This is a genomic window from Klebsiella sp. P1CD1 (assembly GCF_003790505.1).
In the GTDB taxonomy this organism is placed as follows: Bacteria; Pseudomonadota; Gammaproteobacteria; order Enterobacterales; family Enterobacteriaceae; genus Klebsiella; species Klebsiella variicola.
In genome coordinates, this window is sequence record NZ_CP033631.1 from 2,009,825 (window position 1) to 2,035,767 (window position 25,943).

The 25,943-nt window shown below is 49.7% G+C and carries 25 protein-coding genes and 6 pseudogenes; 4 read left to right on the forward strand and 27 right to left on the reverse strand.

Annotated elements, in window-relative coordinates; translation table 11 throughout:
- Position 1 precedes the first annotated feature (1 nt).
- Positions 2-403 (forward strand): annotated as a pseudogene (locus DTA24_RS10110) (DoxX family protein); the annotation flags it as partial.
- A 25-nt stretch (positions 404-428) separates the two neighbouring features.
- The gene (locus DTA24_RS28805; RefSeq protein ID WP_413773791.1) at positions 429-551 is read left to right on the forward strand and encodes a hypothetical protein; all 123 of its coding nucleotides are present in this window, start codon (positions 429-431) and stop codon (positions 549-551) included.
- 13 nt (positions 552-564) lie between these two features.
- On the opposite strand, the pseudogene DTA24_RS10120 reads toward DTA24_RS28805, so the two are convergent.
- Together DTA24_RS10120 and DTA24_RS10125 are read right to left on the reverse strand one after the other, a co-directional pair.
- Positions 565-687 (reverse strand): annotated as a pseudogene (locus tag DTA24_RS10120) (IS1 family transposase); the annotation flags it as partial.
- 467 nt (positions 688-1,154) lie between these two features.
- Complete coding sequence (locus DTA24_RS10125) at positions 1,155-1,619, reverse strand: hypothetical protein (RefSeq protein ID WP_123836790.1); 465 nt, start codon at positions 1,617-1,619, stop codon at positions 1,155-1,157.
- 179 nt (positions 1,620-1,798) lie between these two features.
- On the opposite strand from DTA24_RS10125, the pseudogene DTA24_RS29080 reads away from it, so the two are divergent.
- Positions 1,799-1,888: pseudogene (locus tag DTA24_RS29080) on the forward strand (ribbon-helix-helix domain-containing protein); the annotation flags it as partial.
- A 71-nt stretch (positions 1,889-1,959) separates the two neighbouring features.
- Here DTA24_RS29080 and DTA24_RS10135 read toward each other — a convergent pair.
- Positions 1,960-3,162 (reverse strand): annotated as a pseudogene (locus DTA24_RS10135) (tyrosine-type recombinase/integrase); the annotation flags it as partial.
- Between DTA24_RS10135 and DTA24_RS10140 the strand changes: the two are divergent.
- Positions 3,161-3,820 (forward strand): annotated as a pseudogene (locus DTA24_RS10140) (ArdC family protein); the annotation flags it as partial. The pseudogenes DTA24_RS10135 and DTA24_RS10140 overlap by 2 nt on opposite strands.
- A 193-nt stretch (positions 3,821-4,013) precedes the next feature.
- On the opposite strand, the gene mobC reads toward DTA24_RS10140, so the two are convergent.
- The 24 genes and pseudogenes from mobC to DTA24_RS10265 form a co-directional block, all read right to left on the reverse strand.
- Positions 4,014-4,760, reverse strand: coding sequence for a MobC family replication-relaxation protein (gene mobC / locus DTA24_RS10145; RefSeq protein WP_123836792.1), 747 nt, complete (start codon positions 4,758-4,760; stop codon positions 4,014-4,016).
- A 9-nt stretch (positions 4,761-4,769) separates the two neighbouring features.
- Complete coding sequence (locus DTA24_RS10150) at positions 4,770-6,629, reverse strand: type IV secretory system conjugative DNA transfer family protein (RefSeq protein WP_123836793.1); 1,860 nt, start codon at positions 6,627-6,629, stop codon at positions 4,770-4,772.
- A gap of 748 nt (positions 6,630-7,377) precedes the next feature.
- Positions 7,378-7,683, reverse strand: a complete 306-nt coding sequence (locus DTA24_RS10160) for a hypothetical protein (RefSeq protein ID WP_123836795.1) — start codon at positions 7,681-7,683, stop codon at positions 7,378-7,380.
- Between the two features lie 18 nt (positions 7,684-7,701).
- Positions 7,702-8,004: a TrbM/KikA/MpfK family conjugal transfer protein gene (locus DTA24_RS10165; protein WP_032699259.1), complete on the reverse strand. Its 303-nt coding sequence runs from the start codon at positions 8,002-8,004 to the stop codon at positions 7,702-7,704.
- A 49-nt stretch (positions 8,005-8,053) separates the two neighbouring features.
- Positions 8,054-9,082, reverse strand: a complete 1,029-nt coding sequence (gene virB11 / locus DTA24_RS10170) for a P-type DNA transfer ATPase VirB11 (protein WP_123836796.1) — start codon at positions 9,080-9,082, stop codon at positions 8,054-8,056.
- The gene (gene virB10, locus DTA24_RS10175) at positions 9,072-10,376 is read right to left on the reverse strand and encodes a VirB10/TraB/TrbI family type IV secretion system protein (RefSeq protein ID WP_123836797.1); all 1,305 of its coding nucleotides are present in this window, start codon (positions 10,374-10,376) and stop codon (positions 9,072-9,074) included. Before virB10 ends, virB11 begins: the two co-directional genes overlap by 11 nt.
- Positions 10,373-11,260 carry a P-type conjugative transfer protein VirB9 gene (gene virB9, locus DTA24_RS10180; RefSeq protein ID WP_032699262.1) on the reverse strand — a complete coding sequence of 296 codons (888 nt, stop codon included), beginning with the start codon at positions 11,258-11,260 and terminating at the stop codon, positions 10,373-10,375. Before virB9 ends, virB10 begins: the two co-directional genes overlap by 4 nt.
- Positions 11,260-11,943 (reverse strand): virB8 family protein, encoded by a 684-nt coding sequence (locus DTA24_RS10185; protein WP_123836798.1) that lies wholly within the window; start codon positions 11,941-11,943, stop codon positions 11,260-11,262. Before DTA24_RS10185 ends, virB9 begins: the two co-directional genes overlap by 1 nt.
- A 222-nt stretch (positions 11,944-12,165) precedes the next feature.
- Positions 12,166-13,197, reverse strand: a complete 1,032-nt coding sequence (locus DTA24_RS10190) for a type IV secretion system protein (RefSeq protein WP_123836799.1) — start codon at positions 13,195-13,197, stop codon at positions 12,166-12,168.
- A gap of 73 nt (positions 13,198-13,270) precedes the next feature.
- Positions 13,271-13,546 (reverse strand): EexN family lipoprotein, encoded by a 276-nt coding sequence (locus DTA24_RS10195; RefSeq protein WP_072122307.1) that lies wholly within the window; start codon positions 13,544-13,546, stop codon positions 13,271-13,273.
- Positions 13,547-13,556: 10 nt separating this feature from the next.
- Positions 13,557-14,276: a type IV secretion system protein gene (locus DTA24_RS10200; RefSeq protein ID WP_123836800.1), complete on the reverse strand. Its 720-nt coding sequence runs from the start codon at positions 14,274-14,276 to the stop codon at positions 13,557-13,559.
- A 23-nt stretch (positions 14,277-14,299) separates the two neighbouring features.
- Positions 14,300-17,047, reverse strand: a complete 2,748-nt coding sequence (locus DTA24_RS10205; protein ID WP_123836801.1) for a VirB3 family type IV secretion system protein — start codon at positions 17,045-17,047, stop codon at positions 14,300-14,302.
- Positions 17,048-17,058: 11 nt separating this feature from the next.
- Complete coding sequence (locus DTA24_RS10210) at positions 17,059-17,337, reverse strand: TrbC/VirB2 family protein (protein ID WP_032699349.1); 279 nt, start codon at positions 17,335-17,337, stop codon at positions 17,059-17,061.
- Positions 17,318-17,983, reverse strand: a complete 666-nt coding sequence (locus tag DTA24_RS10215) for a lytic transglycosylase domain-containing protein (protein ID WP_123836802.1) — start codon at positions 17,981-17,983, stop codon at positions 17,318-17,320. The genes DTA24_RS10210 and DTA24_RS10215 overlap by 20 nt, the downstream gene beginning before the upstream one ends.
- A gap of 77 nt (positions 17,984-18,060) precedes the next feature.
- The gene (locus DTA24_RS10220) at positions 18,061-18,282 is read right to left on the reverse strand and encodes a hypothetical protein (RefSeq protein ID WP_123836803.1); all 222 of its coding nucleotides are present in this window, start codon (positions 18,280-18,282) and stop codon (positions 18,061-18,063) included.
- Positions 18,283-18,677: 395 nt separating this feature from the next.
- Entirely contained in the window at positions 18,678-18,887 is a 210-nt protein-coding gene (locus tag DTA24_RS10225) for a TraR/DksA family transcriptional regulator (RefSeq protein ID WP_044613674.1), read from the reverse strand.
- Positions 18,877-19,464, reverse strand: coding sequence for a DUF2857 domain-containing protein (locus tag DTA24_RS10230; protein WP_044613673.1), 588 nt, complete (start codon positions 19,462-19,464; stop codon positions 18,877-18,879). Before DTA24_RS10230 ends, DTA24_RS10225 begins: the two co-directional genes overlap by 11 nt.
- Before the next feature lie 14 nt (positions 19,465-19,478).
- Positions 19,479-19,673 carry an AlpA family transcriptional regulator gene (locus tag DTA24_RS10235; protein WP_032699280.1) on the reverse strand — a complete coding sequence of 65 codons (195 nt, stop codon included), beginning with the start codon at positions 19,671-19,673 and terminating at the stop codon, positions 19,479-19,481.
- A gap of 138 nt (positions 19,674-19,811) precedes the next feature.
- Positions 19,812-20,679 (reverse strand): annotated as a pseudogene (locus DTA24_RS10240) (hypothetical protein).
- 161 nt (positions 20,680-20,840) lie between these two features.
- Entirely contained in the window at positions 20,841-21,341 is a 501-nt protein-coding gene (locus DTA24_RS10245; protein WP_123836804.1) for a cupin domain-containing protein, read from the reverse strand.
- Positions 21,342-21,365: 24 nt separating this feature from the next.
- Positions 21,366-22,124 carry an SDR family NAD(P)-dependent oxidoreductase gene (locus tag DTA24_RS10250; RefSeq protein WP_032699281.1) on the reverse strand — a complete coding sequence of 253 codons (759 nt, stop codon included), beginning with the start codon at positions 22,122-22,124 and terminating at the stop codon, positions 21,366-21,368.
- A gap of 12 nt (positions 22,125-22,136) precedes the next feature.
- On the reverse strand, positions 22,137-23,309 hold the full coding sequence (locus DTA24_RS10255; protein ID WP_032699289.1) for an acyl-CoA dehydrogenase family protein: 1,173 nt from the start codon (positions 23,307-23,309) through the stop codon (positions 22,137-22,139).
- Positions 23,310-23,369: 60 nt separating this feature from the next.
- Complete coding sequence (locus tag DTA24_RS10260) at positions 23,370-24,812, reverse strand: FAD-binding oxidoreductase (RefSeq protein WP_050500304.1); 1,443 nt, start codon at positions 24,810-24,812, stop codon at positions 23,370-23,372.
- 4 nt (positions 24,813-24,816) lie between these two features.
- The gene (locus DTA24_RS10265; protein WP_123836805.1) at positions 24,817-25,926 is read right to left on the reverse strand and encodes a GNAT family N-acetyltransferase; all 1,110 of its coding nucleotides are present in this window, start codon (positions 25,924-25,926) and stop codon (positions 24,817-24,819) included.
- Positions 25,927-25,943 lie beyond the last annotated feature (17 nt).

The following is a 25,943-nucleotide window of genomic DNA, read 5'->3' on the forward strand; positions in this document are numbered from 1 at the left end:
ATTCAATGAGTATACAAACCATCCAGATTCTGGCAGGCTTCTGCTTCGGATAACTTTTGGTGTGTTGATGCTCTTCCATGGTATTGCTAAATTAAGACACGGTGTTGTCTGAATTTATGACACGTTACAATCCCTTCACATTCCTGGATTTGTGGCATACGAGGTTTTGTGGGTGAAATCATTTCACCAGCTCTTCTGAGCTTAGGTTTTCAAACTCGTCTGGCAGCTTTAATTTATTCCTTTAATATTCTTATTGCCACATTATTAGTCGGGTTTGGGAGTTTTTTTACTCTCACGGGCATGGGGGGCTGGTGACTTGAAAGTGAGGCTCTATTTCATGGGGGGAATGTGTATTATGTCTCTGGAGGCGGGGAAATACCGTCTTCCAGCCAAGAACGAATAAACCAAAATAATTAAGGAGAAATATTATGAATATTGTAGTAGTTTATTATTATGGTTATGGTCGTACAAAACTTGTGGCGGAAAAAGTAGCATCAAGCGCTCAGGCTGAGTTAATAGCCGTCGATGAAAATGGCGACATTCAGGATTGAATCGCCACGGGTTAGTGAGCTGAAACACACGGTGGCAGTTACGGCAGCGAAATCTGTCATGGCCTTTAGGCTTCTGACCATGGCGGTAGACCTTAGCGGACTGACAACGGGGACAATGAACGTTAACGCTGGCCATGAGATAACCTCAAAAGCACGTATTATACATCAGAGTCAACTAATTAGAGGCGTCACCGTTTTTTATTGTGGCGACGTTCTGTTGTTTATCAGACGAACATCCGCAGCACCCGTGACAAATACCAGAATAATGGGAAGTTTATAAACAATATTCACTGACACACCATAAACTATAATTGTGCATAATGCCCATGGGCTGAAGAACAATCCTCCGTATATAATTCCGATAATAATATATTTTATCATGGTTTTTCCCCTGGCTCCGGGCGACCATAAGTTATATTTATGCCCGGCATTATAACGACTAAAATAGTGCTAAGAATTATCGAGCGAATAAGTGATTGAATATTGTCAGATACGCCAATGAAATCTGGTGTGAAAAATACAAGTGTTGTAAAAAATACAGTCAGTAGTACAGTCCACCATTTTATTTGTAATTTACTAAAAGAGTTTGTATTCATTCTTCACCTACCTTACTGTTTTAGCCAGCAACAGTAAGGATAAAAAGGCAATAACAATGGTCAGCACAAGGATAAAACGACGCACATTTCTCCACTGATAATACTCTCTGGCGTCCGCTTCCCTTATTAACCTCTCTGAATCATTTTCATTATCTATTCTTTTTCCTCTTTCCAGTATATGGCGATAATGTTTTCTCATTCCATAAATAATAAACTGATACCAGATTATGATTCCGGGGCAGACCACGCATAAAGTTCTGATAATATCACGCGGAAATGTGTTCTGGTTTGGTAAAAAGTAATCATATACCCTGAAAAAGAACAATATCCAGATAAAAGCAATAGCTGCCCCAGCCCAGTATTCAATATGAGTCGATATGGCGTTATAGGCATCTTTAAAGTTTTTCTTCCTGAGCTGTGGCGGAAGGTCTGCAAGTTCAGGAATACTTTTTCGCGTCCAGTAGATCTTCATATGACATCCTGTTTATCGACGAAGCAAGCCCCGGACAAAGCCAGCAACAACAAATCCACCCCTGGATTATCGGAGGCTGATTTTGACCAGGATGAACATCGTAACACCTGAGGAGATATTGATGCCAGTAGAACGACCCTGTTTACTATTTCTGGTAGTCGTGTGTAACAGGTTGTGTTACCCGTGGGCCGGTAAGCCAGTTACTGGATGAAGCCATTGAAGACTTGTTGAAGAAAGACGATGTCGCGGAGTGTTCAGAATATAAATAATGACCTGAATAAAAAGCCGTACCAGCGCTGGCTGATACGGCGTTGAGGTTTCTGAACGAGTAATTGACAAGTCAGGCGGCGGTGTCATGTTTTTGCCGGACCAGGATATAGGGGGATACATAATATTCACGGTACGCATCCAGATAATCCGACCACCACTGCATCATCGTCTTGCGGGCTTCCAGATGTTCGGCCCGATGAATATAGGCCAGACGCGCGGTGTTGCGCTCCTGATGGCTCATCTGGCGTTCCACCGCATCCTGTGACCATAAACCGGACTCCATCAGGGCACTGCATGCCATTGCCCTGAAGCCGTTTCCGCAGATATCCTGTTTCGTGTCATATCCCATCAGGCGCAGTGCCTTGTTCACGGTGTTTTCGCACATCGGTTTATACGGGTTATGGTCGACAGGGTATACCAGTTCACCATCACCGGAAATATCCTTAATCTTTTTCAGAATGGCGACAGCCTGACGCGAGAGCGGCACGATATGTGGAGAGCGCATTTTGGCACCGCGACCGGAATATTGCACTCCCTCGATGGGTTTCCGTGTGGCGGGTATCGTCCAGACCCGGTTTCTGAAATCAATCTCTGACCAGCGGGCAAAGCGCAGTTCACTGGAGCGGACGAACACATGCAGCGTCTGCAGGACGGTAAGTCGGGTGAGTTGTCTTCCCTGATGATAATCTTCAATACGTTCAAGCAATTCAGGCAGCCGTTTCAGCGACATGGCGGGATAGTGGTGTCTGACGGGCGGTGTTGTCACGCCGTCAAGGTTCGCTGCCGGGTTGGTGTCGATGAATCCCTGATGGACGGCATGACGCATGATGTTGCTGAGATGCTGCCGCGTGCGGGACGCGACTTCCAGCAGGCCTTTTTCCTCGCTCCCCTTCAGCAGGTCAATGAAATGACGGGGTTTAAGTTCCACAACAGACAGATTACCAATCACCGGAAAGATATGGTTATTCATGCTGGCGAGCAAACGGTCAGCAGTATTCTGCGACCATTTTTTATTGTTTTTATGGCACGCCAGCGCCACGGTTTTAAACAACTTCTCCGGTGTACAGGCTCCGCATTCAGCGGCACGTTGCTGCGCCGGGTTGATGTTCAGCGCCAGCATTTTACGGATACCTTCACGCTGTTGCCGGGCATCAGACAGGGAGACAGCAGGATAGGCACCCAGTGCAATGCGGGACTCTTTGCCGTTTATACGATATTTAAGATACCAGTGACGTGAGCCGCCTGGATTGATAAGAAGGTACAGACCGTGAGAACAGGGTTTCAGCGATTCACGCTGGATGACCTACAAACAGGCACAGGCAGCAGGTGGACAGGTTCGCAAGGGCGAGCATGGCACAACAGCCATTTTCTACACTACGCTGGAGAAGGAAAACGACGCCGGAGACGTTGAACAAATCCCGATGCTGAAAACTTTCACCGTGTTTAACGTTCAGCAAATCGACGGTTTGCCCCTGACAACTGAAACAGTCAGCCCGGAAGCGACATTTGCCCCGTTGCCGCAGTCTGAAAATCTGTTCAGGAAGAGCGGCGCAAACATCATTGAGAAAGGACAAAACGCCTTTTTCAGCCCATCAACTGACGAAGTCTGGTTACCGGAGCGCCATCTATTCGCTGATGCGGCTAACTTCTACGCTACCGGCCTGCATGAGCTTGTCCACTGGAGTGGGGGTAAAAAACGCCTGAACCGTGAAATGAAAGGGAAGTTTGGCAGTGCGGATTATGCAGAGGAAGAACTGGTGGCGGAGCTGGGAAGTGCTTTTCTGATGGCGGACCTGGGGATTGAGGGAGAGGTACAACATGAAAGCTACATTGCTTACTGGCTGAAAGCACTGAAAAACGACAGGCGCTATATTTTCAAAGCGGCCAGCGCCGCCTCTAAAGCGCATCGTTATCTGATGGATAAACTCTGAGGCCGGAGCCGGACAACCGCAAGGGAATGCGGTTACATGGTTTTTAACCGGCAACGCTGCAAGGCGCAGACTGAGGCGGAACGCAACACAGCGAGTACCGAACAGTCTGCGCCTCGCAGTGGAATAAATAATTTCTGGCCTGGCGGTATCGCTGCCAGGCCGGTAAGGCCACCATGATGGCCTGTGTAAAAGCTTACGTATAGCTGTCTAATGACAGGCGTTTCAGTTCATCAAGGGTATAAATGCGAAACACACGGCGGTGGCGTTCTTCCAGCGGGACGTGCTGATGGTTGATGATGACATGCCTGATGCTGTCAAACAGCAGTTCAAGTGCACACTTCTTCTGTGGTTCGGGTACAACATAAAAAACGTAAATCCACTGCTTGCGGGTACGGGCCAGCAGGTGGCTTGCCATGATCGACTGATACCGGGCCCGGGTTTTCAGGCGGCGCTCGGTTTCAATGGCAATAACGTTACCGTCAGGCAGCGTCAGTAATCCGTCCGGGCGATGTTTTACCTGATACTGACTAAGAAAGCCGGCCCGGTCGCCGTTAATCCATCCCGAAGCGCCTTTTTTCTCCAGAATAAGCTTGGCGATCTGATTATCAAGATGATGCTCCAGCGTCCAGCCGGTAACTCTGGACGGTTCAAACCTCGCGGGAAAGATTTTATCATTCGGGGTTAGCACTACCGCCAGTCCGTCGCTGGTGATCCCCCATAATGAAATCTTCATTGTTCGTGATTCAAGCACATGCTTCTGTATTAACCCCATTCGCTCTGTTTTTGCCAGTAGCGAATAAAGAGACTTATGATCCCGGAAACCAAACAACAGCATCAGCGTTTTAAAATCGCTGTAGGTTTCTTCTTTCAGGAAGTTCAGCAGTTGTTTTATTTTTTCGTTGTTACGCGTCTGGCGCTCGTGAAATGACGAAATCAGCATAACCGCTCCTTAAAAATCCAGCGGGGACAGGTCTTTTTCATCATCAGGTTTTGGCTTTGTCGGTTTTACTTCGCTTTCGTCGAAGAAAAGAGCCGGGTGCGATGTCATCACATCCAGCGCGGTTGGTTTATCATCGTCGCCAAAATCCAGTGCGATCTTCACCGGTGCCGCCGCTGCGGCAATATCAGGGGAAACAGAAAAGGTTTTTAACCGGCGCTTTCTGACCTTTATCGGTGAAATCAGGGAGGCAGAAGGTAGCGTTGTTGTCGTAAAGATAAAACTGACAAAATCAGGCAGGTTCAGGATCATATTGCTGTCAATAAAAAAACGTTCGGCCTGGCGGATTGTGCGCTCACTGTCGATGGTTTCAGTGAGCATATTATCCGTCTTAGCCTTACGGAGTTCGTCATCCACCAGAATCGTTCCTGACATTCTCGCTATCCAGTCTGCTGTATCCGGATCCATAACCCGATAAACCAGTTTGAATTTGGCATTTTCAACGACCGCACCGACAACGGCGTCACCTTTCAAATCTACCGGGCAGTCTTTTAAATCGGCAATGGACTGGTGATCCATAATAATATGCACGCCTTTATCCCGAGCCGCGCCTAAACCTTCCAGCGCTGGCCTGGATAAATGGTATTTCAGTTCGGAAAGATAAACAGCAATGGGGCGGGGGACGTCTGTTACTCGATCGCGCGTTTCTGCTAACTGGTAAAGGCGAACCAGCAGCATGCGCTGGGCGGTAATAATTTTGCTGTTTCGCATGGAGCCGATAACATAACAGCAGCCGCCTTTATCAAATATGTGCTTAAGCGAAAAACCTTCCGGTGAATTAATGGCATTGAGTAATGCCAGTTCCTCAATCTTGCCAAAAAATGCTTTGATTTTTTCGGCAATACCTTGAACGTAATCACCGTTATAAACATCCCTGATTGTTGTCGATGGATTTTCGCTGACAAATTGTGCGGCCATACGCGCGGCTTTTCGGTCATCAATGCGATAAAAATCCGATTCCTGTCCTTTTTCCGCCAGGCTGAAACCGGCAACGAACAATTCTTCGAGTTCATCTGGCGTAATATCTTCAATCAGGTTTAACTGATATTGCTGTTTTCGCAGGTCAATTAAGGCAAAGGGTTTGCCTGCATCCTCGCAGGCTTTGCGGTAAAGATGCGGTGCCCATTCATCATCCTTGGGGTCCATAACAAACACACCTTCACCGGCCAGAATGCTTTGATATAGCAATATGCCGGCGGCAATGCCTTTACCGGCTCCGGTGGTGCCGATAATATCCGCGTGCTGTTTCTGCCAGTCTTTTAACGGGAGATACATTGGTTCGTTCTCTCTGTCCATGCCAGTAAAAATGCCTTTATTCAGATCGATATAATCCAGCGGCTCATAATGCAGTGTTTCCGGTAGCAGGGACTTTACGGTGCGGACATCGGTGCGCAATTCCCGTTCAAGGGTAGTTTTTTTTACAAGGCGTTTCTTTATTTTGTCCAGTTCCGGCGTGAATATCCGGCGAAGCATAATATGAAAAATAATCCCGGTTACAGTGAAGGCAATCCGTACTGACCAGGCCAGTGCTGTATTATCACTGGTGAGTCTGGTCTTATACAGCCACTGAAAAAAACCGATAACGACCGGGGCCAGTGTGCTGGAGAGGAAACACAGCAGGGAAAAAACCATAATCAGCTTTTTCCAGAGCGGAGCTTTCTGCCGTTCATCGCTTTTCATTGATGCAAAAAACGGCATCGTCAGCCCCGCTAATAACGCCATTATCAGTTGCTGCTGTTGCACAAAAGCGAGCAGCGCCAGCATCCCGTTCACTATCGGTGACAGTGAAGCGGCAAGCTTATTTAAAATCATGATGCCTCCTTCGTCAGAGATTCGCCCCATGACATCGCCCCATCAGTTCGCCCCATGGTGTCGGGCGAAAAGGCGGGGCGAGCGTATGGGGTAAAGAAGGTGGCCGCTGTGCGGCCATGTGCCGGAAAGCATGCTTCCCGGTACGAATCGGCGTGCGCCAGTACATGCGGGCTGGACGCCCTTATAGCCTGCCGCATGGGGGTAATGTCGTGGCTGAACGCCACTCCAAAACCCCCAGGGTCAATGGCGGCACACCGTCGCCCGCTACGCGCGACCACCCCCTTTAAGACGGTCGCTTTCGCCTTTTTCTTCCCTTTGCTCGTGCCTCGCAGCGGGAATAAAAGGGAAGCAGACCTTTAAAGAGGGTGGTCGCGCCACGCTACCGGCTTTTGGCCGGAGACTTAGCCGCGACGGTGTGCGGGGCTGTGCCCCCCAAATAAATCGCTGTCGTGGGCGACAGCTTTTCGCTCGCTGGGGCGGCGAAATTTATTCGGCTCCCCCCGGCCGGCAAAATCCGCGTGGGCGCGGCTGTTTGCCGGTGAGGCGCGGTGCCTGAACTATTTTCGCTCCTTAACCCGCGAAAATAATTCTGTCCGCTGCCTCATTTTTACGGCCCGCATTTCTTCACTCCTTAATTCGCGAAAAATGTGCTAGACCGTAAAAACCTGAAAACCGCCACGCCTTAAGCCTGATTCGGCTGAAATATTCCGCTGTCGTTTGAGAACTGAGAATAAAATAATAGCAGGGGTTAATATTGGTTCTCGCGGATTTCCCTGATGATGTCGGAATAACACTGACGACTTTCTTTAATGCTGGTTTCATCAAGCGTAAACCCTCGACGGTTAGCTTCTTCTGTCAGCGTTATTCTGTCGGTGCCGTTCAGCGTTTGCAGTAATTGCAATAACCGGCATATAACCCAGTAGTGATATATTTCATAATAAAGGCCGCATCCGTGCATCGACTCATTTTCAATGTGCTCAATAACACAGGCTGCGCGCATGGAATCTCCGCGCTGATGTGTCCAGGGATGCTGAATAAAACCCGGTTTCGTCATAAAGATAACCTCCGCTAATTAACCACGCATGCGGCCAAATTTATTGATAATCTGGCTGATAATGGCGGGGTCTGCCGAATCACATTCAAGTAAAAACGATTTTCTGGCATCGGCAGTATGGTCCGGCAGAAAACCGTGCCTGTTCTTTTTGACGATGTTAAAGAATGCTCGTTCGGCCGAATGGCATTCATTGCCGCCGCCGTTCCCGGTGGCTTTACCGTACATGCATAACACCACTTCACAGGCGTCAGCGGCCATGACGGAGGTGGAATATGACGCCATAGCGCTGAGTAATAATGCGGAGGATATTACTTTTTTCATTTCGGTCACCTTCACATTTAAACAAGGGTAGCGTATTTGGATATGTTATTTACTGGAGTCCTTTGCTGAATACACCTCTCATGTCATTGAGATGAAGGGGTTTGAAATAAACATCACTCATCCGGCGTATGTCACCGTGAATATCAATGCTGACTATCACATCAATGCTCTTAAGCAACTTGCGTAACAGCACGTCGAAAGGCATGTTCCGGCAGTCGGGGTTTTCATAGCAGCGGTCAATTAACCCTTCGATACATTCTTCCGGGCTGCCCGCATGCAGGGAGGTTATCAATCCCTCATGCCCTGAACCGACGATTTTCAGGGCATCCCAGGCTTCCCGACCGCGAATTTCAGCCAGTAATATCCGGTCAGGGTTCATACGATAATTGGCGCGTATCAGTCTGCCGGGCGTGATAATGGCATTATCCCCGGCGTCCGCTGGATAAAAGAGATGGACATAATTGGTGTGGTGATAGAGCCGGATTTCGGGATTATCCTCAATGGTGGTCAGCCTGAGGTGCCGGGGAATCGAGTGCAGCAGCGTTTTCATATAGGTGGTTTTACCGGACCCGGTTTCACCGACGATAAAAATCGTCTTGCCGTATTCCACCGCTTTTTCCATAAAGCGGGGAATATCCTCACTCTGATAGTAGCGGGTCAGTTCAACATCTTTGCCTTCCGTTCGCTCCCTACCGGTCACCCGGTTATAAAATCCCGCATCAATCCATGACTGATGCGTTTTCTGCCCGAATGAGGGTTTGCGCAGGGTAATAGACACGGTATTACGCTCACAGGCCGGGGGAATAATGGCCTGAATGCGCTCGCCTGATTCAAGCGTGGCGGAAAGGATCGGCGAGGTGTCGTCGATATTATCGTCCTGCCACGACGCCAGCGCTCTGGCAAAGGCGTAACACTGGCGCAGCGTAATGGGGGCTTCATGTCTTCGCCATTTCCCCCGAATTTTGGTATGCAGTTCACCCGGCCGGTTAACGGCAATTTCCGTCAGGCCGTCCTGCGCAATAAAATCACCAAACAGCTGTTTTTTCATAAAATCCAGCGACAGGTTTTCAGCGTTCATACCACCTCTTTTTCAGTCGTAGCTGCCAGACGGATGAGAAATCAATGTCGGTGCCGGTCATGATCCCGATGACATCACCCTGATTCAGGTAAAGGGTGGGCGGGATATTGATGCTGTTGTCCAGCGTCGTTTTCGCCATTTCCGCCGTGGCGGCGCGGGTGTTTTCGGTGTAGTCGGTATTGCGGTCTTTCCCCGGGGCAGCATCCGACGCCGCCGCAGCCACGTCCTGCACGGTACTGAGCATCAGGGCATTGCCGAAGCGCTCCCAGAAGTGATTGTCGATCCAACCTGAGATCCCCGCCTCGCCGAGCGGGCCGCTGGCCTGCGTATCAGTTAGCGGGATTTGCAGGCTGCCGGGCTCAGGCGTACGCAGCTCCGTCCACAGCACAAACATCCTGCTGCGTCCGTGTTGCAGCGCCCCGGTGCGGTAGATGCCACGAGCGACCGTTCCCGCCGGGATCAGCGTCACATGGTTGCTGGCGCTGTAAACATCTTCACTGACCTGGCAGGAAATATGCCCCGCGACATCGGACACGAAGCGCCACATCATCGAACACGGGATATAGCGGTCCACCGGGATATAGAGATCAGGATCGAGGCCCAGCGGTCTGACGCCGGTGACACGGGCGACGCCCGGATTGTCGTTATTACCCGTTTCCGGCGAGGCAGTCTCCGGGCAGCGCAGGCGGCCATCTTTACCTCTGGTCAGTACTGACGGACAGGATGTGTACGTCGTGGATGATGACGGACTGTTGGACGTTTCTGCGTTGCTACGCATTTCACCCGGGGACGTGCGTGCATTATCACCCGGCATTGTTCGGGCGTTGTTCAGCCCGTCAGCCAGTGCGGCTGCCTTGTTCAGGGCGGGTGGGGCTGGTGGCAGGGTGGGTGCGGGAGTGACGGCTTGGCGGGCAGGGTCTGTTTCGTCCTGTGTGTGCGGCCCGAACAGGCCAAACGGGTTACTGTCCATGCCCAGATTTTGACGCTCATGCAGCGTCTTCCCGGCGGAGGTCGGCGGCGAGGTGTCGGCTTCTTTCTCATTACCCCCTTTCAATGCACTGAAAAGACGATCGCCGCCGGATGCCAGGGCGATCACCAGCGCCAGACTCAGCAGGCTGACGGTCAGCGTGCGGCGACCGGATGCCTTACGAAAACGGGTCACTTCCGGCTGGCCGGGCGGTGTTCTTTGCTCCGGCTCCTGATACGCCATTGCCGCACGGGCGCGTTCGCGGGCTTCCGCTTCCCGCTCTGCGGTAGTTTTTTCCGGCTTGTCCGGGACAGGTTTATCGGTCATCTGGCCTCCAGCGTAACGGACGGTGAAACGGTGTCGCTGCGGGTTATCGCGATGCGCCCGAACCCGTCGTTTTCGATCCCTACCACCGAGGTGCCGTAACGCAACACCAGTTGTGGCGCTGCCGGCACCACCATCACAATGTAATTACCCTGCTTAACTGTCCGGGGCGTGAGCGCCTGCTCCCGTCCGTTAACCACCCGGAAAACAGACGGCAGGGTTTTGATGGGGGAAAAACCGATATAAGCAAAACGACCATCATCCCAGGCAAAATCCGGTGCGATGGAGGCCGAACCGGCGGCGACCCGTTTGGTGTAGCGCCAGTTGCGCGGCGTGCTGGCCTGTCCGAATGCCGCCGCTATCTGCTGCTTCTCCTGTCTTTCACGCTGCTGCGTCTGACGCTCGGCGCTGGCGGCGGCGGATTGCTGGCGAACCTCGGCCGGATAGTGGTAACGGATAACGAACGCCTGCGCGTGGGAATCGTGGTCCAGCACGTTCAGCTCCAGGCTGTAATCACGCTTTGAGGTCACCACGAAGAGGTTGGTCTTCCAGTCCTTTGCCGTGGGCAGGAACACCTGGCTGACGTTGTTGCCGCTGGCGTCCGTCACCGGCTGGGTTATGGGGTTCGGGCTGACGCCGACCCGGTTATCACTTTTCGTGACCGTCCAGCCTTTTGGAAAACCCGCTTGTGCATCAATCACAGTTTCATCGTCGTCAAACAGCAGCGTGGTGACGTAGCCGGGACGGGTATTCACCACGGTGGCGTTCTGGCTGTTATACGATACGTTCTGCATCCGGCTGTCATAGCCGCTGCCGCGCGGGGTGGCGGCGCTCCATGTCGCGCATGACACCATTAAGCCCGTCAGGAGCAGGATGTTTTTCAGCATCATTCGCTCCTCAGTTCTTTATCGCGCTGGTAGCTGGTGACGATAAAGCCCAGCGGGTTCACTTCCCGCTGGCTGTCCGTCAGTTGCTGATGCGGGACATAGCGGTAAGTGAGGCGGATATTCCAGAAGTCCGTTTTCACTGAATTATCAGAAATACGACGGAGGGTGCGCTTAATACGCAGTGTTGCCAGGTTATCGGGTCCGGTGGCAGGTGCATGCACATTAGAAATAATGTCGATATAGACGACATATTCGGCTTTATTAAAAATAACGTCCGGAGCCTGTTCGCCGTTAAACCTGTCCAGATAATCCCGGTTCACAGTGTCGCTGTTAAATAACTGTACGTCGTCGTAATCACGCTGGAGGGAGAAGTAATTATACCCTTCGCGAAGACTGACATAGTGTGCCGCCAGTGAGTGGGCCAGTGCTTTTTCAGACGCAATATCCCGCTCTTTAAGGCGGGTCATATACTCATAACGACCGGTCTGTTTGTCCACCGACCACAATTCAATGTCAGTGGTTTTCAGCGGCAGCAGAATAATAATGGCTGCGACCGCCAGTGCAGCCAGAATCAGCCCGGCAGCGGCCACCCGCCAGGCAGTTTTGCGGGAGCGCTCTTCCTTTTCCAACAGGATGGATTCAAAAGAGCGCGAGACATCGATGATGCGCTGAATATCAGACATGGTGAGTCAGCTCCTGAATTATGGCGGGGGAATTAACCGGCTGGGGATCGCCGGACACCGGTGGGAGGTCGCCCTGATGCTGCGCGCAGCCCGTAAGCGCGCACAGCACCAGAAGCAAGATGCTGAATTTCATGGAAGCCTCTTATCGGATAAATGCAGGAAGGCCTCACCGCTGGCAGAGGCCACGGCGTGACGGAGAAAAGAAATTAGCGGTCGGGAGGATTAACGATGACGCTGCTGATTCTGGCGTTTCATGCTTTCAATGGCGGTGGCACGTTTCTGCCAGGTGCTCACGGTTTTGCCCGCCCCTGCGGCAATGAACCTGCCGGTTGTCGCTGCAGCGGCCATGCCACCTTTGGCGGTCAGTCGGCCCCCGGTCTTTATGCCGGGTTTGGAGACGTCGGCAGATTTGCTCGCCAGCCCGCTCAGTCCGCTCATAGCTGCACCCTGTAACACGGCCTGCACGGCGGCACCGCTCAGCGCAGTGGCTATTTTCGCTGAAAAATACACCAAGACGCCTGCGGCAATCCCGGCCAGCAAACATTGCGCCGCCAGGGTCACCATATTGCTTTCTGCAGACGTTGCTGTGGCGGCATCCAGTATTTTATTCAGGTAGTTGATGGCGATCCGGACAGACAGGGCAGAGAACATGATCGTTAAGATTGCGGTAAATAGTGTTTTCAGCCAGTTATCAAACATGGGTTTAAGAAAACCGTACAGCAGGCAGAAAATAAAGAGTGGGGCGGTGGTGGTCATTAACAGAATGGTGATTTCGGCGAGCAGGTTGACAAAGGTTGCAGCCAGTAACAGAACGATTGCACCGCCCCAGACCAGCACCTCGGCAAAGCCGCCATTCATTTTAACGTAGGTAGAAGTGTCCAAATTGAACAGCGTTTGCCCCAGCGCTTGTGCCTTTTCCCACACCGTGTCGAGCAGCGCCCAGACATTATCATCGCCACTGATGCCGTCCTTAAGCCCTTCAATGGCCGCAATGATGGCATCCAGCCAGCCATCGCGGTTTAAAACAAAGGTGGTGATCAGCAACATGCGGCCCACATCCCAGACAACATCTTCAACAGGTGTCTGGAGTTTGCCGCCAAGGGTCTGATACCCGCGATACGTAATAAATAGGGTAAAGGAACTGACGATAATCACACTGATTAGGGTGCCGTAGGTAGAAGACTGACTTTCTAACACGGCATTGAATCCATCCATGATGTTTTTGTCCATACCAACAAAAATACCACCGGACATGGTGCCTCTCATTAGTCAGGAACAGACAGGGGATAAAAACAGGGAAGGACCCCTGTTTTTGTTGGTGGGGATCTTACTGAGTGACGGATTTTCTTTTTTGGGCTTCCTGCTGAAACAGTGTCTCGAATTTTTCCCTGATGCCGGGTTTGCCTGTCTGGGCAAACATGAGTGCTGCCCGGTGCGCAAACTCGCAGTTGTCGCTTGCCTCACCATCCATGAGGCATTGCGTATAGACTTTATAGGTTTCATCGGGATGTTCTTTATACCAGGCTTCTGATTTCGTCTCTTTACAACCGGATAAGACGAGAATGCCTGACATGATGCATAAGGTTAATACGGGTTTTAACATGTTAACCTCCCTATAGAGAGTTCAGATCGGCAACGGGCGCAGTTAATTGCTGTTGCTCAAAGGCTTTCTGTTTTTGCTGTTCCAGCAGCGTTGTTCGCTGTTCAGCCTGTTTGACTGACATTTCCCACTGGCTGGTCAGCGCATTTAATTGTACGCTTTTGGCCGCGATGGCGTTAGCCAGGTCCTGCGACTCTTTCGAATCCTGCGCATTAGCAATACGGTCTGATAAATCTGATATATCGCCGAGCGTGCCCGTGATCTTGTTTTCAACCTCGGACGTATTTTCTATCGCTACGGCCTGATTCAGGATCATCTGTTTGCAGCTGTCCAGATAGCGTTGTGAAGCGCTGGACGGGTTACAGGTATCGAACGTTTTATATTTGTTATACAAGCTATTAAGTTCAGACGAATATGACCCGCTTTGGTTGCTCAGCAGGTCATCCAGTGAAATACCGTGCTGACGAAGATTATCAATATCGGTTTTCAGACTTTTGGCCTCGCGGAGAAATGCCTGAACGTCACGCACGCCCGTTGCCGTGGCTAATTGCTGCTTGTAGGCATCAAGTTCACTTCTGTAATGGGTAACGGTTTCCTGCCACTGCTGGAGTTTCTGGATCCACTGATTCATGGATTCGGTATTCTGTACGGCGTCGAATACCGGTATTCCGGCGCTCATCGCCTGGGTGGAAATAAACAGTGATAATGCCAGTATGGTATCTCTGAACCGCATTTTTATTACCTCCGTCATGAATATTACAGGGCTTGTTCAAGGAAGGCGGCTTTCCAGTCATCAGGCTGCATTCCTTCCAGATACAGGGTGTCGAACAGCTTCAGGTTGTCTTCGCTGCCGCTGAGCATTTTGGTAAGTTTCCCGAGGCCCGATAAATCCATTTTCGCCATCGCCACAAAAGGCCGGGTTTCACCCGCGCGTAACGGCGTTTTCAGGACCACCATAGATCGCTCACCCGGATCGAGGTTTCTGACGATGTCGTACACGCTTTCCGGCACTTTCATCTTTTCCACGTAATCCGCCCTGCTGGCCTTCGGGTTGGCGAGAAAAATCTGCGTGCTGCACTGCTCGATAATCGCCGGGGCAATCGGGTGCTTGACGATTTCGTCAGGCGACTGCGTGGCGGGGACGAAGATGCCGTTCAGTTTGCGGATCACTTTCAGCATATTGAGCGAGAAGCGGGAGAATTCGACATCGGCCAGCCATTTCCAGAACTCGTCCATGAACATCACCAGCCGGCGACCGTCCAGCAGGCTGGTGACGCGGTAAAGCAGATAAAACGTGATGGGGCCGCGAATGTCGTCATCATCGAGAAATTCCGTACCGTCGATACCAAAATTTTCGACGTCGCTGATATTGAAGGTGTCCTCCTCATTGTCGAATACCCAGCCGAACTCGCCGCCCTGCGCCCACTGTTTAAGGCGAATACGTAGCCCGTTGATGCGGGCGTCGGGGGTTGGCGGCTCCGGCAGGACTTCCAGCAGCCGGGTGATACCGAACTTGCGGTATTCCGGCGGGTAGTCGAGCATAATGGTATCTACGGCGGCACTGATCCGCTCCTCATCGCGCGGATCGAGCGGCTTGCCGTTGCGGCCGCACAGCATGCGCACCAGTCGTTTGATAAAGCTGATATTCCGCCGGGTCGGCGCAAGCTTAAACGGGTTAAACCCGGTGGGCGTGCCGGTGCGGATACGGAAGTAGCATCCGCCCATCTGGCGTATCGCCATCTCCGCCGCCCGGTCCTTGTCGAAATACACGGTGGTTAGCTGCTTAAGGGGGGCTGATTCAGAGAACGTCGCCGGATTGCGGTACTTCTGCATTAGTTGCTGCATCATGGTCATCAGCATCGTTTTCCCTGAGCCGGTTTTACCGATAATCGCCGTATTACCCGGCGTTTTTTCGTTGAAGTCATCCCGCCCGCTCTGGCTGTCGTGCAGGTTCAGGTAATACCCGCCACTGCCAGGGGATTTGAGTATCGCGATGGCATCGCCCCAGGGATTGCCGTTTCGTTTATGAGGATGAAAATTGTGCAGGCTCGCCAGGTCGGCAAAGTTCTGGCTGCTGACGGCCACCAGACGGGGGCGCAACGTATACACCCCCGGCAGTTGCGCCAGGTACGCGGCGGGCAGCGACAGCGTGGACAGCGTCGTCATGATGCCGAGGTCGGCGAAGGGTTGCGCCAGCGCGTTGGTGTCCTTGACCACCTGGTCGGCGCTGTCTGAAGATACCAGCAGGGAAAAGTGGTATTTTCCGCAGGAGACATGCCCGGACTGGAGCAGGTCACGCAACACAATCAGCTCTTCGCGCTGTGAAATGGCGTCGTCATCTGCCGAAGTCAGGCGCTTTTCCGCCAGGCGAATATGCTTCTGCACCTCATCGCGGGCCATGCAGGTGAAGGACTGCGTCAGCACATACTCGCTTTCGGCATACAGCAGTGCGTCCAGCAGGCCGGTCGCGGTCTCCGGCGAGTAGTCTTTGATTTCCAGACTTCGAAAAAAGCGGGAGCCGCCGACGGTCTGGCACTCGGCGGTGTCGGTGGTAAAAAAGACATCCGGCGTGCTTAACGTTTCATAAAACGCCGCAGGCGTGACCGCCACCTTTTGCCACTGGCCGGTGAGCAGACGGTGGTAAAAGGACAACTGGGCGGAATATACCCGCCCGTTTTCTTCATACATCCCCAGAGGCGTCGTCGTATAGCGGGACAGCGTCGAAGCCAGCGCATCCCGGTGTTCCAGCATCACTTTCAGGGCATCATCCAGCGCCGCTTTGCGTTTACCGTACGGTTGCGCCTTCATGGCCTTTTTCCCTAGCGGAGAGAAGGGCGCGTAGCAGACGGTGAAAAACAGCCGGTGCCGCCAGAACGGCTTTTCGTTGATCGGCTGGTAATACCGCCGGGTCACTTCATCAGAAAAGGGAATACCTGAATTCGCGTCAAAGGCATCGTGGTATTTTTCCCGGATACGGTGAAGATAGAAAGTGATCGGCAGGCCTTCATATGAACGAATAACGTTATTGAGATGCGTCGCCATTAACGTCAGATGGTGTTCGTCCTCGCATTCAAAAATGGTGCCCTCCAGCTCCCAGCTGGCAACCAAATCACCCTGGCGGTTTCTGATGACGTACGGGTGAATATGGGAGGAATACGGAATGTATTTCTCCAGCGTAACGCGCTCGTTTAACTTCATTTTTTCAATAAACTCCGAGACGTCGACAGCGTCATAGCGATTTGCCAGCAGGGCATTGGCACCAAAATGTTTATTGGTGCCAAACCGGCCACGGGTTTTAAAGGCCAGCCAGAGCAGCCCGAAATAGTGAATATCGGTTCTGGCTTTTGCCTTCATCTCCAGCCAGGCGGGAATAAGCAGTAATACCAGGTAATAGCTGACATAAACCGCCAGCAGGACGATAGCCCCGCTGACCATCACGAACGGCACGAGGGGAATACCGGCTATGGCGGCAGGCCGCGTCAGCGCTTTGTTCAGCGTAGCCATCGTTACCTCCCTTATGACGCCCAGTAGGCACCGAAACCTGACGCACCGACGATAAGGATGGCGCCAATGATGACGTTGCGCATGTCGTGCAGGCTCTTGCCGTCAAACAAGACTTTGTATCCCACCCACATGGTGGCCAGCGTGATGGTGACGGCGGCCAGCCCGAGCAGGCCAGTGGAGGTGTTACTCAGCGTCTCATTGGCTTTATTAAATCCGCTGTCTGCTGCCAGCACCGGGCTTGCCATTAACAAGGAAGAGAGGGCGGGCCAGTCAGTCTGTTTTCGTTTCATCATTGTTCCTCCTGGGGGCGGGAATGGGTAACGCGCCGCGTATCAAGGCGTTGGGGTAGTGCAGGGATGTCAGAACTGGCGTGGCGTTATCGGTAAGCTCGCCACGCATGACGGCGGCGGGGTAACGGATTGTCGGTACGAGCTTTTCGGCGGGAAGTCGCTGCCGGTCTTCCCGCGTTGACGGCACGGCGTAGCCGATGCGCTGGATGTAGCTGGTCTGGTTAAACGCAGATTCCGGCTGTTGGCCGGTCGTGAAATTTCCTGAGTAGTAGCAACTGAGCGCACGTTTGAGGGAACCGCCGCGGCGGTAGCAGTCGGTGAGGATGTGCTCAAACACGGACAGGTTGGTACAGGGGTTAAGAAGGTCACGGGCGCTCGCGCGGTAATGACGGAAATTGGTGCTGGTGATTTGCATCAGCCCGACCGAATAGCGTCGGCCCTGTGCTGCCAACCGTCCGGTGAGGCTGACGGCCTCCTCCCTGCTCGTGGGGAAATGTGAAATCACGCTTTTGCCACCGGGCAGAATTTCAGCGATGGCATACGGATTCAAACCGGATTCGACCCGCGCCACATCAAGTGCCGTAGACGGGTGAATGCTGGGGGCGCACTGCATAGCCGCCGCCAGAAATACGGTGGTGGAAAGCATGATGGCCTCGGAATGATAAACCGGGCAACGCGTACCGCCATCAGACGGCACAGGGCCGGAAAAAGGGGGAAGGGTGGTTAAACGGGATGAGTATCCTGTGTTGTGTCGCCGTCATCCCGGGGCTCAAGGAGCACCAGCTTTCCGGAAACGGCAATGCCGGGTGTCAGTACCACGTTCAGTCCGGGTTTATCGCGATGGGCGAAAGCGACGCCGACTTTCGTCCACCAGGTGTTTTTTTCACCCTGTGGGTCGGGCTGACTTTCCTGGGTGACAAATACGTGATAAATGGGTTTTCGCATGACGCCTCCTCTAATAAAAACAACAATGAGTTAAATGAATGTCACATCCCAATTCTGCATTCCGGTTTTAACGGGTCAGCGAGAACATTCAGCGGCACCCTGAATTGTGGTTTCGTGACAGCCCGAAACTTATTTTTAAAGAGCAATACCCGACCCGGGGAAATTAACGTCCATTCGGGTAACTATTATGTAATGAGGTTTTCAGGATCAGATATCCGGGGCGGTATATAAACTATAAATTCAAAGTTAAAATGAGAGAGATAAATTAGTGGTGGAGGGGGTAAGCTCTGCGAAAAATAAAAGTAAGTGAAATAGTTAATAAAGACGACTGTATATTCATAGTTAATGATAAAGACATGCAGGGGAAATATTCCTGCATGTCTTTATGACCATTATTAACGTGTTCGACGTTCAAGTTTTTTCTGGCATTCTGTGCAGGTGGTTATGCCCGGGAGTGCCTGCCGTCGCTTTTCAGGAATGGGTTTACCGCATAGACGACAATGGAATAATGATGGCGTAGACCCTGGCTTAAAACGACTCTGTTCAATCATATCCTCCAGTCGTTGCTCATTAAATTCCTGATCGCGGTCGATCTCATCTGGCATGTGCGGCCCTCCGGTCTGACGTCTCCTGTTCACAAAGTGCGATCCGCTTCCAAACGATGGTCAGTGACAACCCTTCGACTTTCGGCAGCAGGGTTTGCGTTACCTGCATCATGGCGGCCAGCGCATCGGCCGAGTCCAGGTTGGCCACCCGGCATTGTTGCCATTGCCGCCAGATGGCCGCATCCGTCTCTTCGTTCGGCTCTGGCGTCCGGCCATAAGGCACACGGACGCCCAGTAACCGGCGGCGAAGGCAAACTTCGTTGGAGGTGAGGCCAAAATATTTGTTGAGTAGCGCAATTGACCCGCCGAGCCGGATGGCATGATTGATACGTTGCTGCTGCAGAACCTCCTTACGGGATTTAGCCAGAAGCAGGTGTAATGCGTCGTGATGAACCGTCACAGCCAAAAACTGCGCAGACTCCCGACTGATGATAAACAGCTCGTCTAGTGATAATTGGTTGAGGGCATTCATTTCGTCGAAAGTGAATCCGAGCGATTCACAGTAGCGAATGTTGCCATCCTTCAATGCATGCAAGGCATCGGTTAAAACGGCGTAATTCAGTGACGGGATAATCATGGTGTTTTCTCCCTTCAGCTTATTGAGCGGCGGGCTAATTTAATATTGATCCATTCGTCAATTTCCGATTCGAGCCAGGCGACACTGGCTGGGCCAATCTTGATTGAGCGAGGGAAGGTGCCGTCTTTCATATACAGATAGATTTGAGAGCGCTTCAGGCCCGTTTTTTCTTCAACCTGTTTCAGACGTAATAACTGATGAGATGTCACGGTATTCTCCTGTGGCAGATGTTGCGCTAGCCGGGAGATAACACGACAACACAAAGTCGTGGTGCGGAGAAAGTTGATGAACCCGTATTACGGAAAATCCAATCCTTAATACGGGTTTTCATAGCGAAGGGCATCATCTTACTTTTGTGTTGGTAGGGAAGGGGGCGAGCCGCGCTCAAGCGCAGTTTTGAGCGTGTCGCCACTGAATCGATCGGTAATGCCTTCCTCTGATGCCCATTGCTCAAAAATGGATAGCAACTTGTAAGGTTTTCCTATCAACGGGCTGATAGTTTCATTATTTCTACAGGCAAGCCAAAATAGTCTTGATAGAGGGGATGATATGCGTGTGGAAGAATCCGAGAGTGATTTTTTTTCCAGCCAGCCAGTTGACTATTTTATTTAACTCAGTTTGCCTGATAACAAAACATGCATCCTTCGGTAAGTTATAAATAGGTAAGTAGGCATCATTAAAACTTAAATCTATGCCATTTAATGAGATTCCATTGCGTAATGAAATTCTATTGTGAACTAGAAAGTTTTCCCCTGATAAGGAAACAGTGATGCCATAGTTATTGTTCCCTCTAAGTACAGGTGATGGTATTTTTAGATTGTGAGCAAGTAGGCATTGTATGAGAAAATATTCATATCCAAAAAGACTTGTATCAATGACGCCATGAGCAGTGTGAAAATATTTACCTTCGGTGCTGAAAGTTAAATTACTCTCGCTAAAAAAAACGATTTCATCCGACGTAATTTTGCCGTCAGGTAAGTTATTATCTTTAGGTTTTAGCTTTAATTTATGATTATAGGATTTTATTTTCCTCAAGGTAATTGGAGACTGAAAGTATATCGAAAGGAGGATTTTTCCCTGCAGAGCATATCGATAGATATCACTTTCTTGTATTTTTCTAATGCCGTTTTTCTTTGATGCTTTAACTGCTTCTTTGATAGTTAACCAGTCTGAGTTTACATTTTTATTCTTAAAAAAAGCGAGTCTGTCTGACATAACATATCTCCTTTTACATATCCGTGCTGATAAATATAATGCCCTCTCATAAGGTGAATAAAGAATGACTGTTGATGGAAGGTTGGATATTTTTTTCAGTATTATCCATTCGTATTGATTTGCAATATAAGAATGCCGCAAAAAAATCGCGGCATTTTGGTTTATTTTAAATTTGGATTGATGTCGGGATTTTCAAAATCAGGAACAAAAGAAAGATATTTCCCACCAATCTTTATAGTCCGTCTGTTTGCTTCTGCATCATGAATGTGTAACGGTGGGGTAACACCCTCTTTCGCTACAATGCCTGTTTCTTTAAAGAACCCTTCGAAACCTGCGGGAGAGAACATCAACAATATCTTGATAGGTTTAATGCTGTTATTTCTAAATTGGTGATAAATGCCCTTTGGTACATAAACAAAATCGCCAGGGTTTGCCTGAAAGATATTTTCTCCGGCTCTTACGGTTAATTGGCCGTCTAGTACATAAAATATCTCATCAGCGTCTTCATGAAGATGCCAGATCGGACCACCACCAGGCCCAACAAATCCCTGAATAATAGAAATGCTGCCGCCGGTATTTTCTTTGTCAAGCTTGATAGTATAGGTGTCATTATTTAACCAAAGCGGAACGCCTTCATTATCTCTAATAATAAATGGTTGCATTATTTGTACCTCACGGTTATGAATTTAAAGAGAGTGGCCGCCATCGATAACTATTCGTGTACCCACTAAGTAGTCAGACTGGCCTGAGCAGGACCAAATAATGGCTTGAGCGATCTCTTTAACATCGCCAATACGTCCAATGGGGATCAAATCGCGCCATCTTTTGTCACGGTCTGCCGCCGATTCGCCGGGAAGTTGGGTCATTTCGGTGGCCAATGGACCTGGGTTTATTGAGAAAACTCGCACGCCGTGCGTGATAGCCTCTTTTGCCGAGACGCGGGTCAATGCATCGACGGCAGCCTTTGAAGCGGTGTAGGCTGCCGTGCCCGGAATATTCAGCCCGATAGACATATTTGATGAAATATTAACGATAGTCCCGGCCCGGTTTTCTTTCATCGACTGAAGTTCGCGCTTCAGACTTTCAAACAAACCAATGACATTAGTAGTGAATACGTGATTAAAGTCTTCACTGGAGGTTTCATCGACAAAACCAAAAGAAAATACTCCGGCGTTATTAACGGCAATATCAAGAGTACCGACTCTATTTTTAATTTCATCAAACAGGTTATCTATTGATTGATTATTATTTACGTCGAAAGGAATAACCCATGATTTGCCAGGAGTCTCGGAGATCGCTTGCGCTGTCTCTTCTAGTTTCTGCTTATTTCGACCTGCAAGAATAACGGTTCCGCCAAGTCGTGAAAATGCCAAGGCTATTTCTCTGCCAAGTCCACTGCCTGCGCCGGTTACAAGAATTTTCTTTTGCGAAAAAATACCACTCATCGGTTCTCTTCCTTATATAAAGTAATCTTCGACTTTGCCACCAAGGAGAATATCGCCGCACACCTGCAGGACTTTTTCCTGCGCGACAGCGTGCTGGCAAATAGTGTTGATATCACGTAATGCGCGATCAAAAGGTGTTTCATGGGTGTAGATAGAACCCCCACCCTGTAGGTCATACAAGCTTGAAACGATGGTTCGTGCGGTTTGAAAGGCATTTCTTCGACTCAAAGCTGACTGCACGCGCCAATGAGTAATATCGTCATGAGCGGCATCGGCTTCGAGCGCCTGCCATAATGTACTTACGCTAGTGAGCGCCGCGTTTCTAGTGATAAATAACTGATTCTCTGCGTTAGCCACCGCCGTCTGTACGCGCTTTGAGTTTCGCCATTTCACATCATTGATTCTGTCTGTGCGGTCGTCGGCGACGTCGTAGATATAGTCCAGACAGGCTCTCGCAAGCCCCAGCGGGATACCGGCCATTTTGCGTAAAATTGCATCCGGCGTTTTGTGCAGCGGCCCTTGACGTTTTGGTTCCGAGAAATTGAACGCGTGCTGTTCGGGAATGAACAATCCTTGCGTGGAGTAGTCCTGACTGCCGCTTCCCCGCAGGCCGGTGGTGAACCAGGTGTCGGAAAAAAGGTAGTCGGCAGGACGCGCCAGCATGACTCGCCAAAGGGGCTTGCCGTTATCATCCAGTATAAGATTGCCGTTACGGTAGAGGAAGCAACCTGCCGAGATGACATCGCCATGAGGCGATCCGCTGGCAAAACGCCATTTGCCAGTGACAATGTAGCCGCCATCAACTATCTCGGCTTTTCCCTGCGGGTGTATCCAACCCGCCACGGCCAGATTGGCGTGTGGAAAGATCTCTTTGGCGCTTTTTTCTTCCAAGAAACCTGAATAAATACCTGAGTCACAACCAATCATGGCGCACCAGGCGGTAGCCGTATCGCCCCGGGCGAGTTCTTCCAGCACAAGGATTTGCTCAATCGACGTCAGTCCGGCACCGCCCCATGATTGCGGGAAACACATTCCAAATATCCCAATGCCACGTAGCCTTTCAATAATATTGAGTGGTATCCTGCGATGCTCTTCTATTTCACGAGCGGAGTTACGTAATTTGCCACGTAAATCTCTTAGATTAACTAATATATTGCTAAATGTATTTTCTTCATGAGTTATCATGGATGTGCCTCAATAAATGAACCTATATGATTAAATCTTAAAAGTACATATTGGTTATTATTAATAACTATATCGCCCGGATGCGAAAATTCCCTTTGGGTCTAAAGTTTTTTGCAAGCTTCTAATGATTTCACCTTCACGAAGCGTTCTGGCATTACGACTATTGGCGAGAGGATGTTCGACGTCCAAACGATAAGGATAAAAACCGGAAGCACTAAATTTTTCATGAAGAAGTTTCAGAGCACGATGAGCTTTTCTTATTTCCTCTTCTACGCGTTCAAAACGAATGGATACAACGAGATCAATAATCTGATCACTCAGCGTATTAATTGTGGCGCCGCAGCGCACGCCAGTAGACTCGAAGATATCGTCGAAATGTAGATAAGCCTGTTTAATAGCCTGACCGGTAAAAGGAAGCAGAGGCAAGAAAAATATCCAGCCTTTGCCTTCGGCATCTATTTCAGCCGGTGTAGTACCGAGCGTCTTCTCCAGAAGGATATCATGATATTTAGTATCCCCTTGATAGGCAGCGTTGACTAGATTGGCGACGATATCATCTTGATAAGGATTCGTAGGGCTGTCGTTCCAGATCAAAGAGATGAATTTCTCGCCAGCTTTTACAAACTCGGTTTCCAGCGCGGTGGAAAGTGCCGATACTACTGAGGCAGCTCCCGAAAGAGGCAAATGAACGAGAAACTCGCCCTTATTCGCACCATACGTCAGTGTTGAGGTTTCATCATAAACCTTAAGTACACCGTGAATTAACCCTTGTGCTGACCAACGCTGGAAAGTATTGATAGCATACTCTAAGTTTTCGGGAGAAAAGGAAATATAGGCGACGCGAGATTTTTCTGGTCGATTAAGTAGACGTACAACGCCACCGGTTATAATTCCGAGATTCGATTGGGTGAATAATTGCACCAGTGAAGGGCCAATCCCGTGGGAGTATAATGCGCTATGTTTTCCCTGTTCCGGCCACCAGCCCACTCGGTGCAGTGTCCCGTTGGCGAGAACAATTTCCAGGCCGAGAAGATCTTCTGTACGCTGGTGCCTCAACCCGACGCCCCGATCGAGAGCATTACCTAAAAAACTCGTTTCTGCAGATGAGGCTGTCACATTAATAAAGCGATGGGTGTTCAGTAATTTTTGCGATAATATTCCCTGCGTCACACCTGGCTCAATGACAGCATAACCCTCTGCGATATTAATCTCGCGAATTTTATTTAATCCGGTCAGCTTCAACTGCACGGCGTTGTCTGACGGAGGTTTTGTTGAACCTAGCCCCCAATTGTATCCAGTTGAGTAGGGATAAAGCGCTGTTTCTCCGTCAAATTGATCTGCTAGCTTAACAATACGAATTACTTGTTCAATACTGGAAACATCCACTCGGCCAGAAACCGATGGGGAAGTATATTCACCAACATCATTCGGTGTTTTTACATAGGCGACGACGTTTTTATGATCTAAATGCTGTTCGAGAAAGGAGATGAACTTTTTGCTCATTTAATCAATCCTCTATTTTGCGATAGCTAATATTCGGGTTCAGAAAGAAATAGTGCATTTCATTACTGTATGAACCATCGTGATTTTTCAATCGTCCCGGACGCATCCCCTCAAATTCAAACCCTCCCTTTTGCGCGACTCTTTCTGACGCGATATTGCCTTCTTTGACACCAAGTTCTAAACGAACATAACCAGCTTCATTAAAGGCCCATTTTTTCAAAAGATTCAGTGCCCTTACGGCGTAGCCTAAACCACGATATTCCGGCAATATCCCGTAACCCACATCACCTACATGAGGTGGTACAACATTGCGGATAACAATTTTTCCTACAGCATTACCAGTTGAGCATTCTATAATAGTTAGTAATATATTAGGGCCTACGGCTGAATTAAGCCCGCAACGCCTGACTTTTTGTTTTATTTCATCAAGTGATGCTGTTTCGAATAAACCCCACTTCGATGATTCAGGATTTGATTGCTCTAACCATATACAAAATGTGTCTTTTGTTTCGGCTAAACGTAGTGCGATTTTTTCATCGCGATAAATATTACTATCCACTGCAGGGAATAATAAACTTTTTCCCATGTTAGTTTGATCCTTCAATAATGAAAATACTGCAAATTCCTCTAGCTCTGAATTTACATTAAATTTTTGTGTAATACCTTCAAAAGTATACCCGCTCAATATAAGGCTATTAATGATTTTATGATGATCAATCAGAATGTGAGTCTCAACTCTCAGTGTCTTATATTTTTCAAATAAAAAAACTGAAAGTTTACGGAATAGTCCGGTTTTTATTTTTTCTCCTAATGGCGTATGAATGTTAATGTCTAGAATTATGCTGCTATAATCATTTTCTGATGGCCGCAAGAAAATGTCTCCTATATGCTCCGGCTTGCATTTTCGTATAACAAATATTTTATGTGTGAATGATTTTTTATTGGGCGTGTCATTTGATAACCTTGCCTCGCAACTTTGGTCGATAATTTTATCACTCTCGCTGTGGTAAATGATTGGGATCTCATGCTTGTATTTGTTTTCGGGAAATGAGTGCGATTCCGGAATAGTTTGAATGTTATTTTCATAGCCTAATGAATTAGTTTCACTGTTCATGGTCTATTCCTATTGGT

Bases quoted from the DNA above. Each gene is read 5' to 3' on its own strand.
- DTA24_RS10195 (WP_072122307.1), bottom strand. From the start codon at position 13,546: ATGTTAAAACCCGTATTAACCTTATGCATCATGTCAGGCATTCTCGTC.
- virB9 (WP_032699262.1), bottom strand. From the start codon at position 11,260: ATGCTGAAAAACATCCTGCTCCTGACGGGCTTAATGGTGTCATGCGCG.
- DTA24_RS10245 (WP_123836804.1), bottom strand. From the start codon at position 21,341: ATGCAACCATTTATTATTAGAGATAATGAAGGCGTTCCGCTTTGGTTA.
- DTA24_RS10200 (WP_123836800.1), bottom strand. From the start codon at position 14,276: ATGCGGTTCAGAGATACCATACTGGCATTATCACTGTTTATTTCCACC.
- DTA24_RS10215 (WP_123836802.1), bottom strand. From the start codon at position 17,983: ATGCTTTCCACCACCGTATTTCTGGCGGCGGCTATGCAGTGCGCCCCC.
- DTA24_RS10160 (WP_123836795.1), bottom strand. From the start codon at position 7,683: ATGACGAAACCGGGTTTTATTCAGCATCCCTGGACACATCAGCGCGGA.
- DTA24_RS10220 (WP_123836803.1), bottom strand. From the start codon at position 18,282: ATGCGAAAACCCATTTATCACGTATTTGTCACCCAGGAAAGTCAGCCC.
- mobC (WP_123836792.1), bottom strand. From the start codon at position 4,760: ATGCTGATTTCGTCATTTCACGAGCGCCAGACGCGTAACAACGAAAAA.
- DTA24_RS10225 (WP_044613674.1), bottom strand. From the start codon at position 18,887: ATGCCAGATGAGATCGACCGCGATCAGGAATTTAATGAGCAACGACTG.
- DTA24_RS10150 (WP_123836793.1), bottom strand. From the start codon at position 6,629: ATGATTTTAAATAAGCTTGCCGCTTCACTGTCACCGATAGTGAACGGG.
- DTA24_RS10260 (WP_050500304.1), bottom strand. From the start codon at position 24,812: ATGAGCAAAAAGTTCATCTCCTTTCTCGAACAGCATTTAGATCATAAA.
- DTA24_RS10125 (WP_123836790.1), bottom strand. From the start codon at position 1,619: ATGAAGATCTACTGGACGCGAAAAAGTATTCCTGAACTTGCAGACCTT.
- virB11 (WP_123836796.1), bottom strand. From the start codon at position 9,082: ATGAACGCTGAAAACCTGTCGCTGGATTTTATGAAAAAACAGCTGTTT.
- DTA24_RS28805 (WP_413773791.1), top strand. From the start codon at position 429: ATGAATATTGTAGTAGTTTATTATTATGGTTATGGTCGTACAAAACTT.
- DTA24_RS10265 (WP_123836805.1), bottom strand. From the start codon at position 25,926: ATGAACAGTGAAACTAATTCATTAGGCTATGAAAATAACATTCAAACT.
- DTA24_RS10165 (WP_032699259.1), bottom strand. From the start codon at position 8,004: ATGAAAAAAGTAATATCCTCCGCATTATTACTCAGCGCTATGGCGTCA.
- DTA24_RS10205 (WP_123836801.1), bottom strand. From the start codon at position 17,047: ATGGCTACGCTGAACAAAGCGCTGACGCGGCCTGCCGCCATAGCCGGT.
- DTA24_RS10210 (WP_032699349.1), bottom strand. From the start codon at position 17,337: ATGAAACGAAAACAGACTGACTGGCCCGCCCTCTCTTCCTTGTTAATG.
- DTA24_RS10230 (WP_044613673.1), bottom strand. From the start codon at position 19,464: ATGATTATCCCGTCACTGAATTACGCCGTTTTAACCGATGCCTTGCAT.
- DTA24_RS10255 (WP_032699289.1), bottom strand. From the start codon at position 23,309: ATGATAACTCATGAAGAAAATACATTTAGCAATATATTAGTTAATCTA.
- DTA24_RS10190 (WP_123836799.1), bottom strand. From the start codon at position 13,197: ATGTCCGGTGGTATTTTTGTTGGTATGGACAAAAACATCATGGATGGA.
- DTA24_RS10250 (WP_032699281.1), bottom strand. From the start codon at position 22,124: ATGAGTGGTATTTTTTCGCAAAAGAAAATTCTTGTAACCGGCGCAGGC.
- DTA24_RS10185 (WP_123836798.1), bottom strand. From the start codon at position 11,943: ATGTCTGATATTCAGCGCATCATCGATGTCTCGCGCTCTTTTGAATCC.
- virB10 (WP_123836797.1), bottom strand. From the start codon at position 10,376: ATGACCGATAAACCTGTCCCGGACAAGCCGGAAAAAACTACCGCAGAG.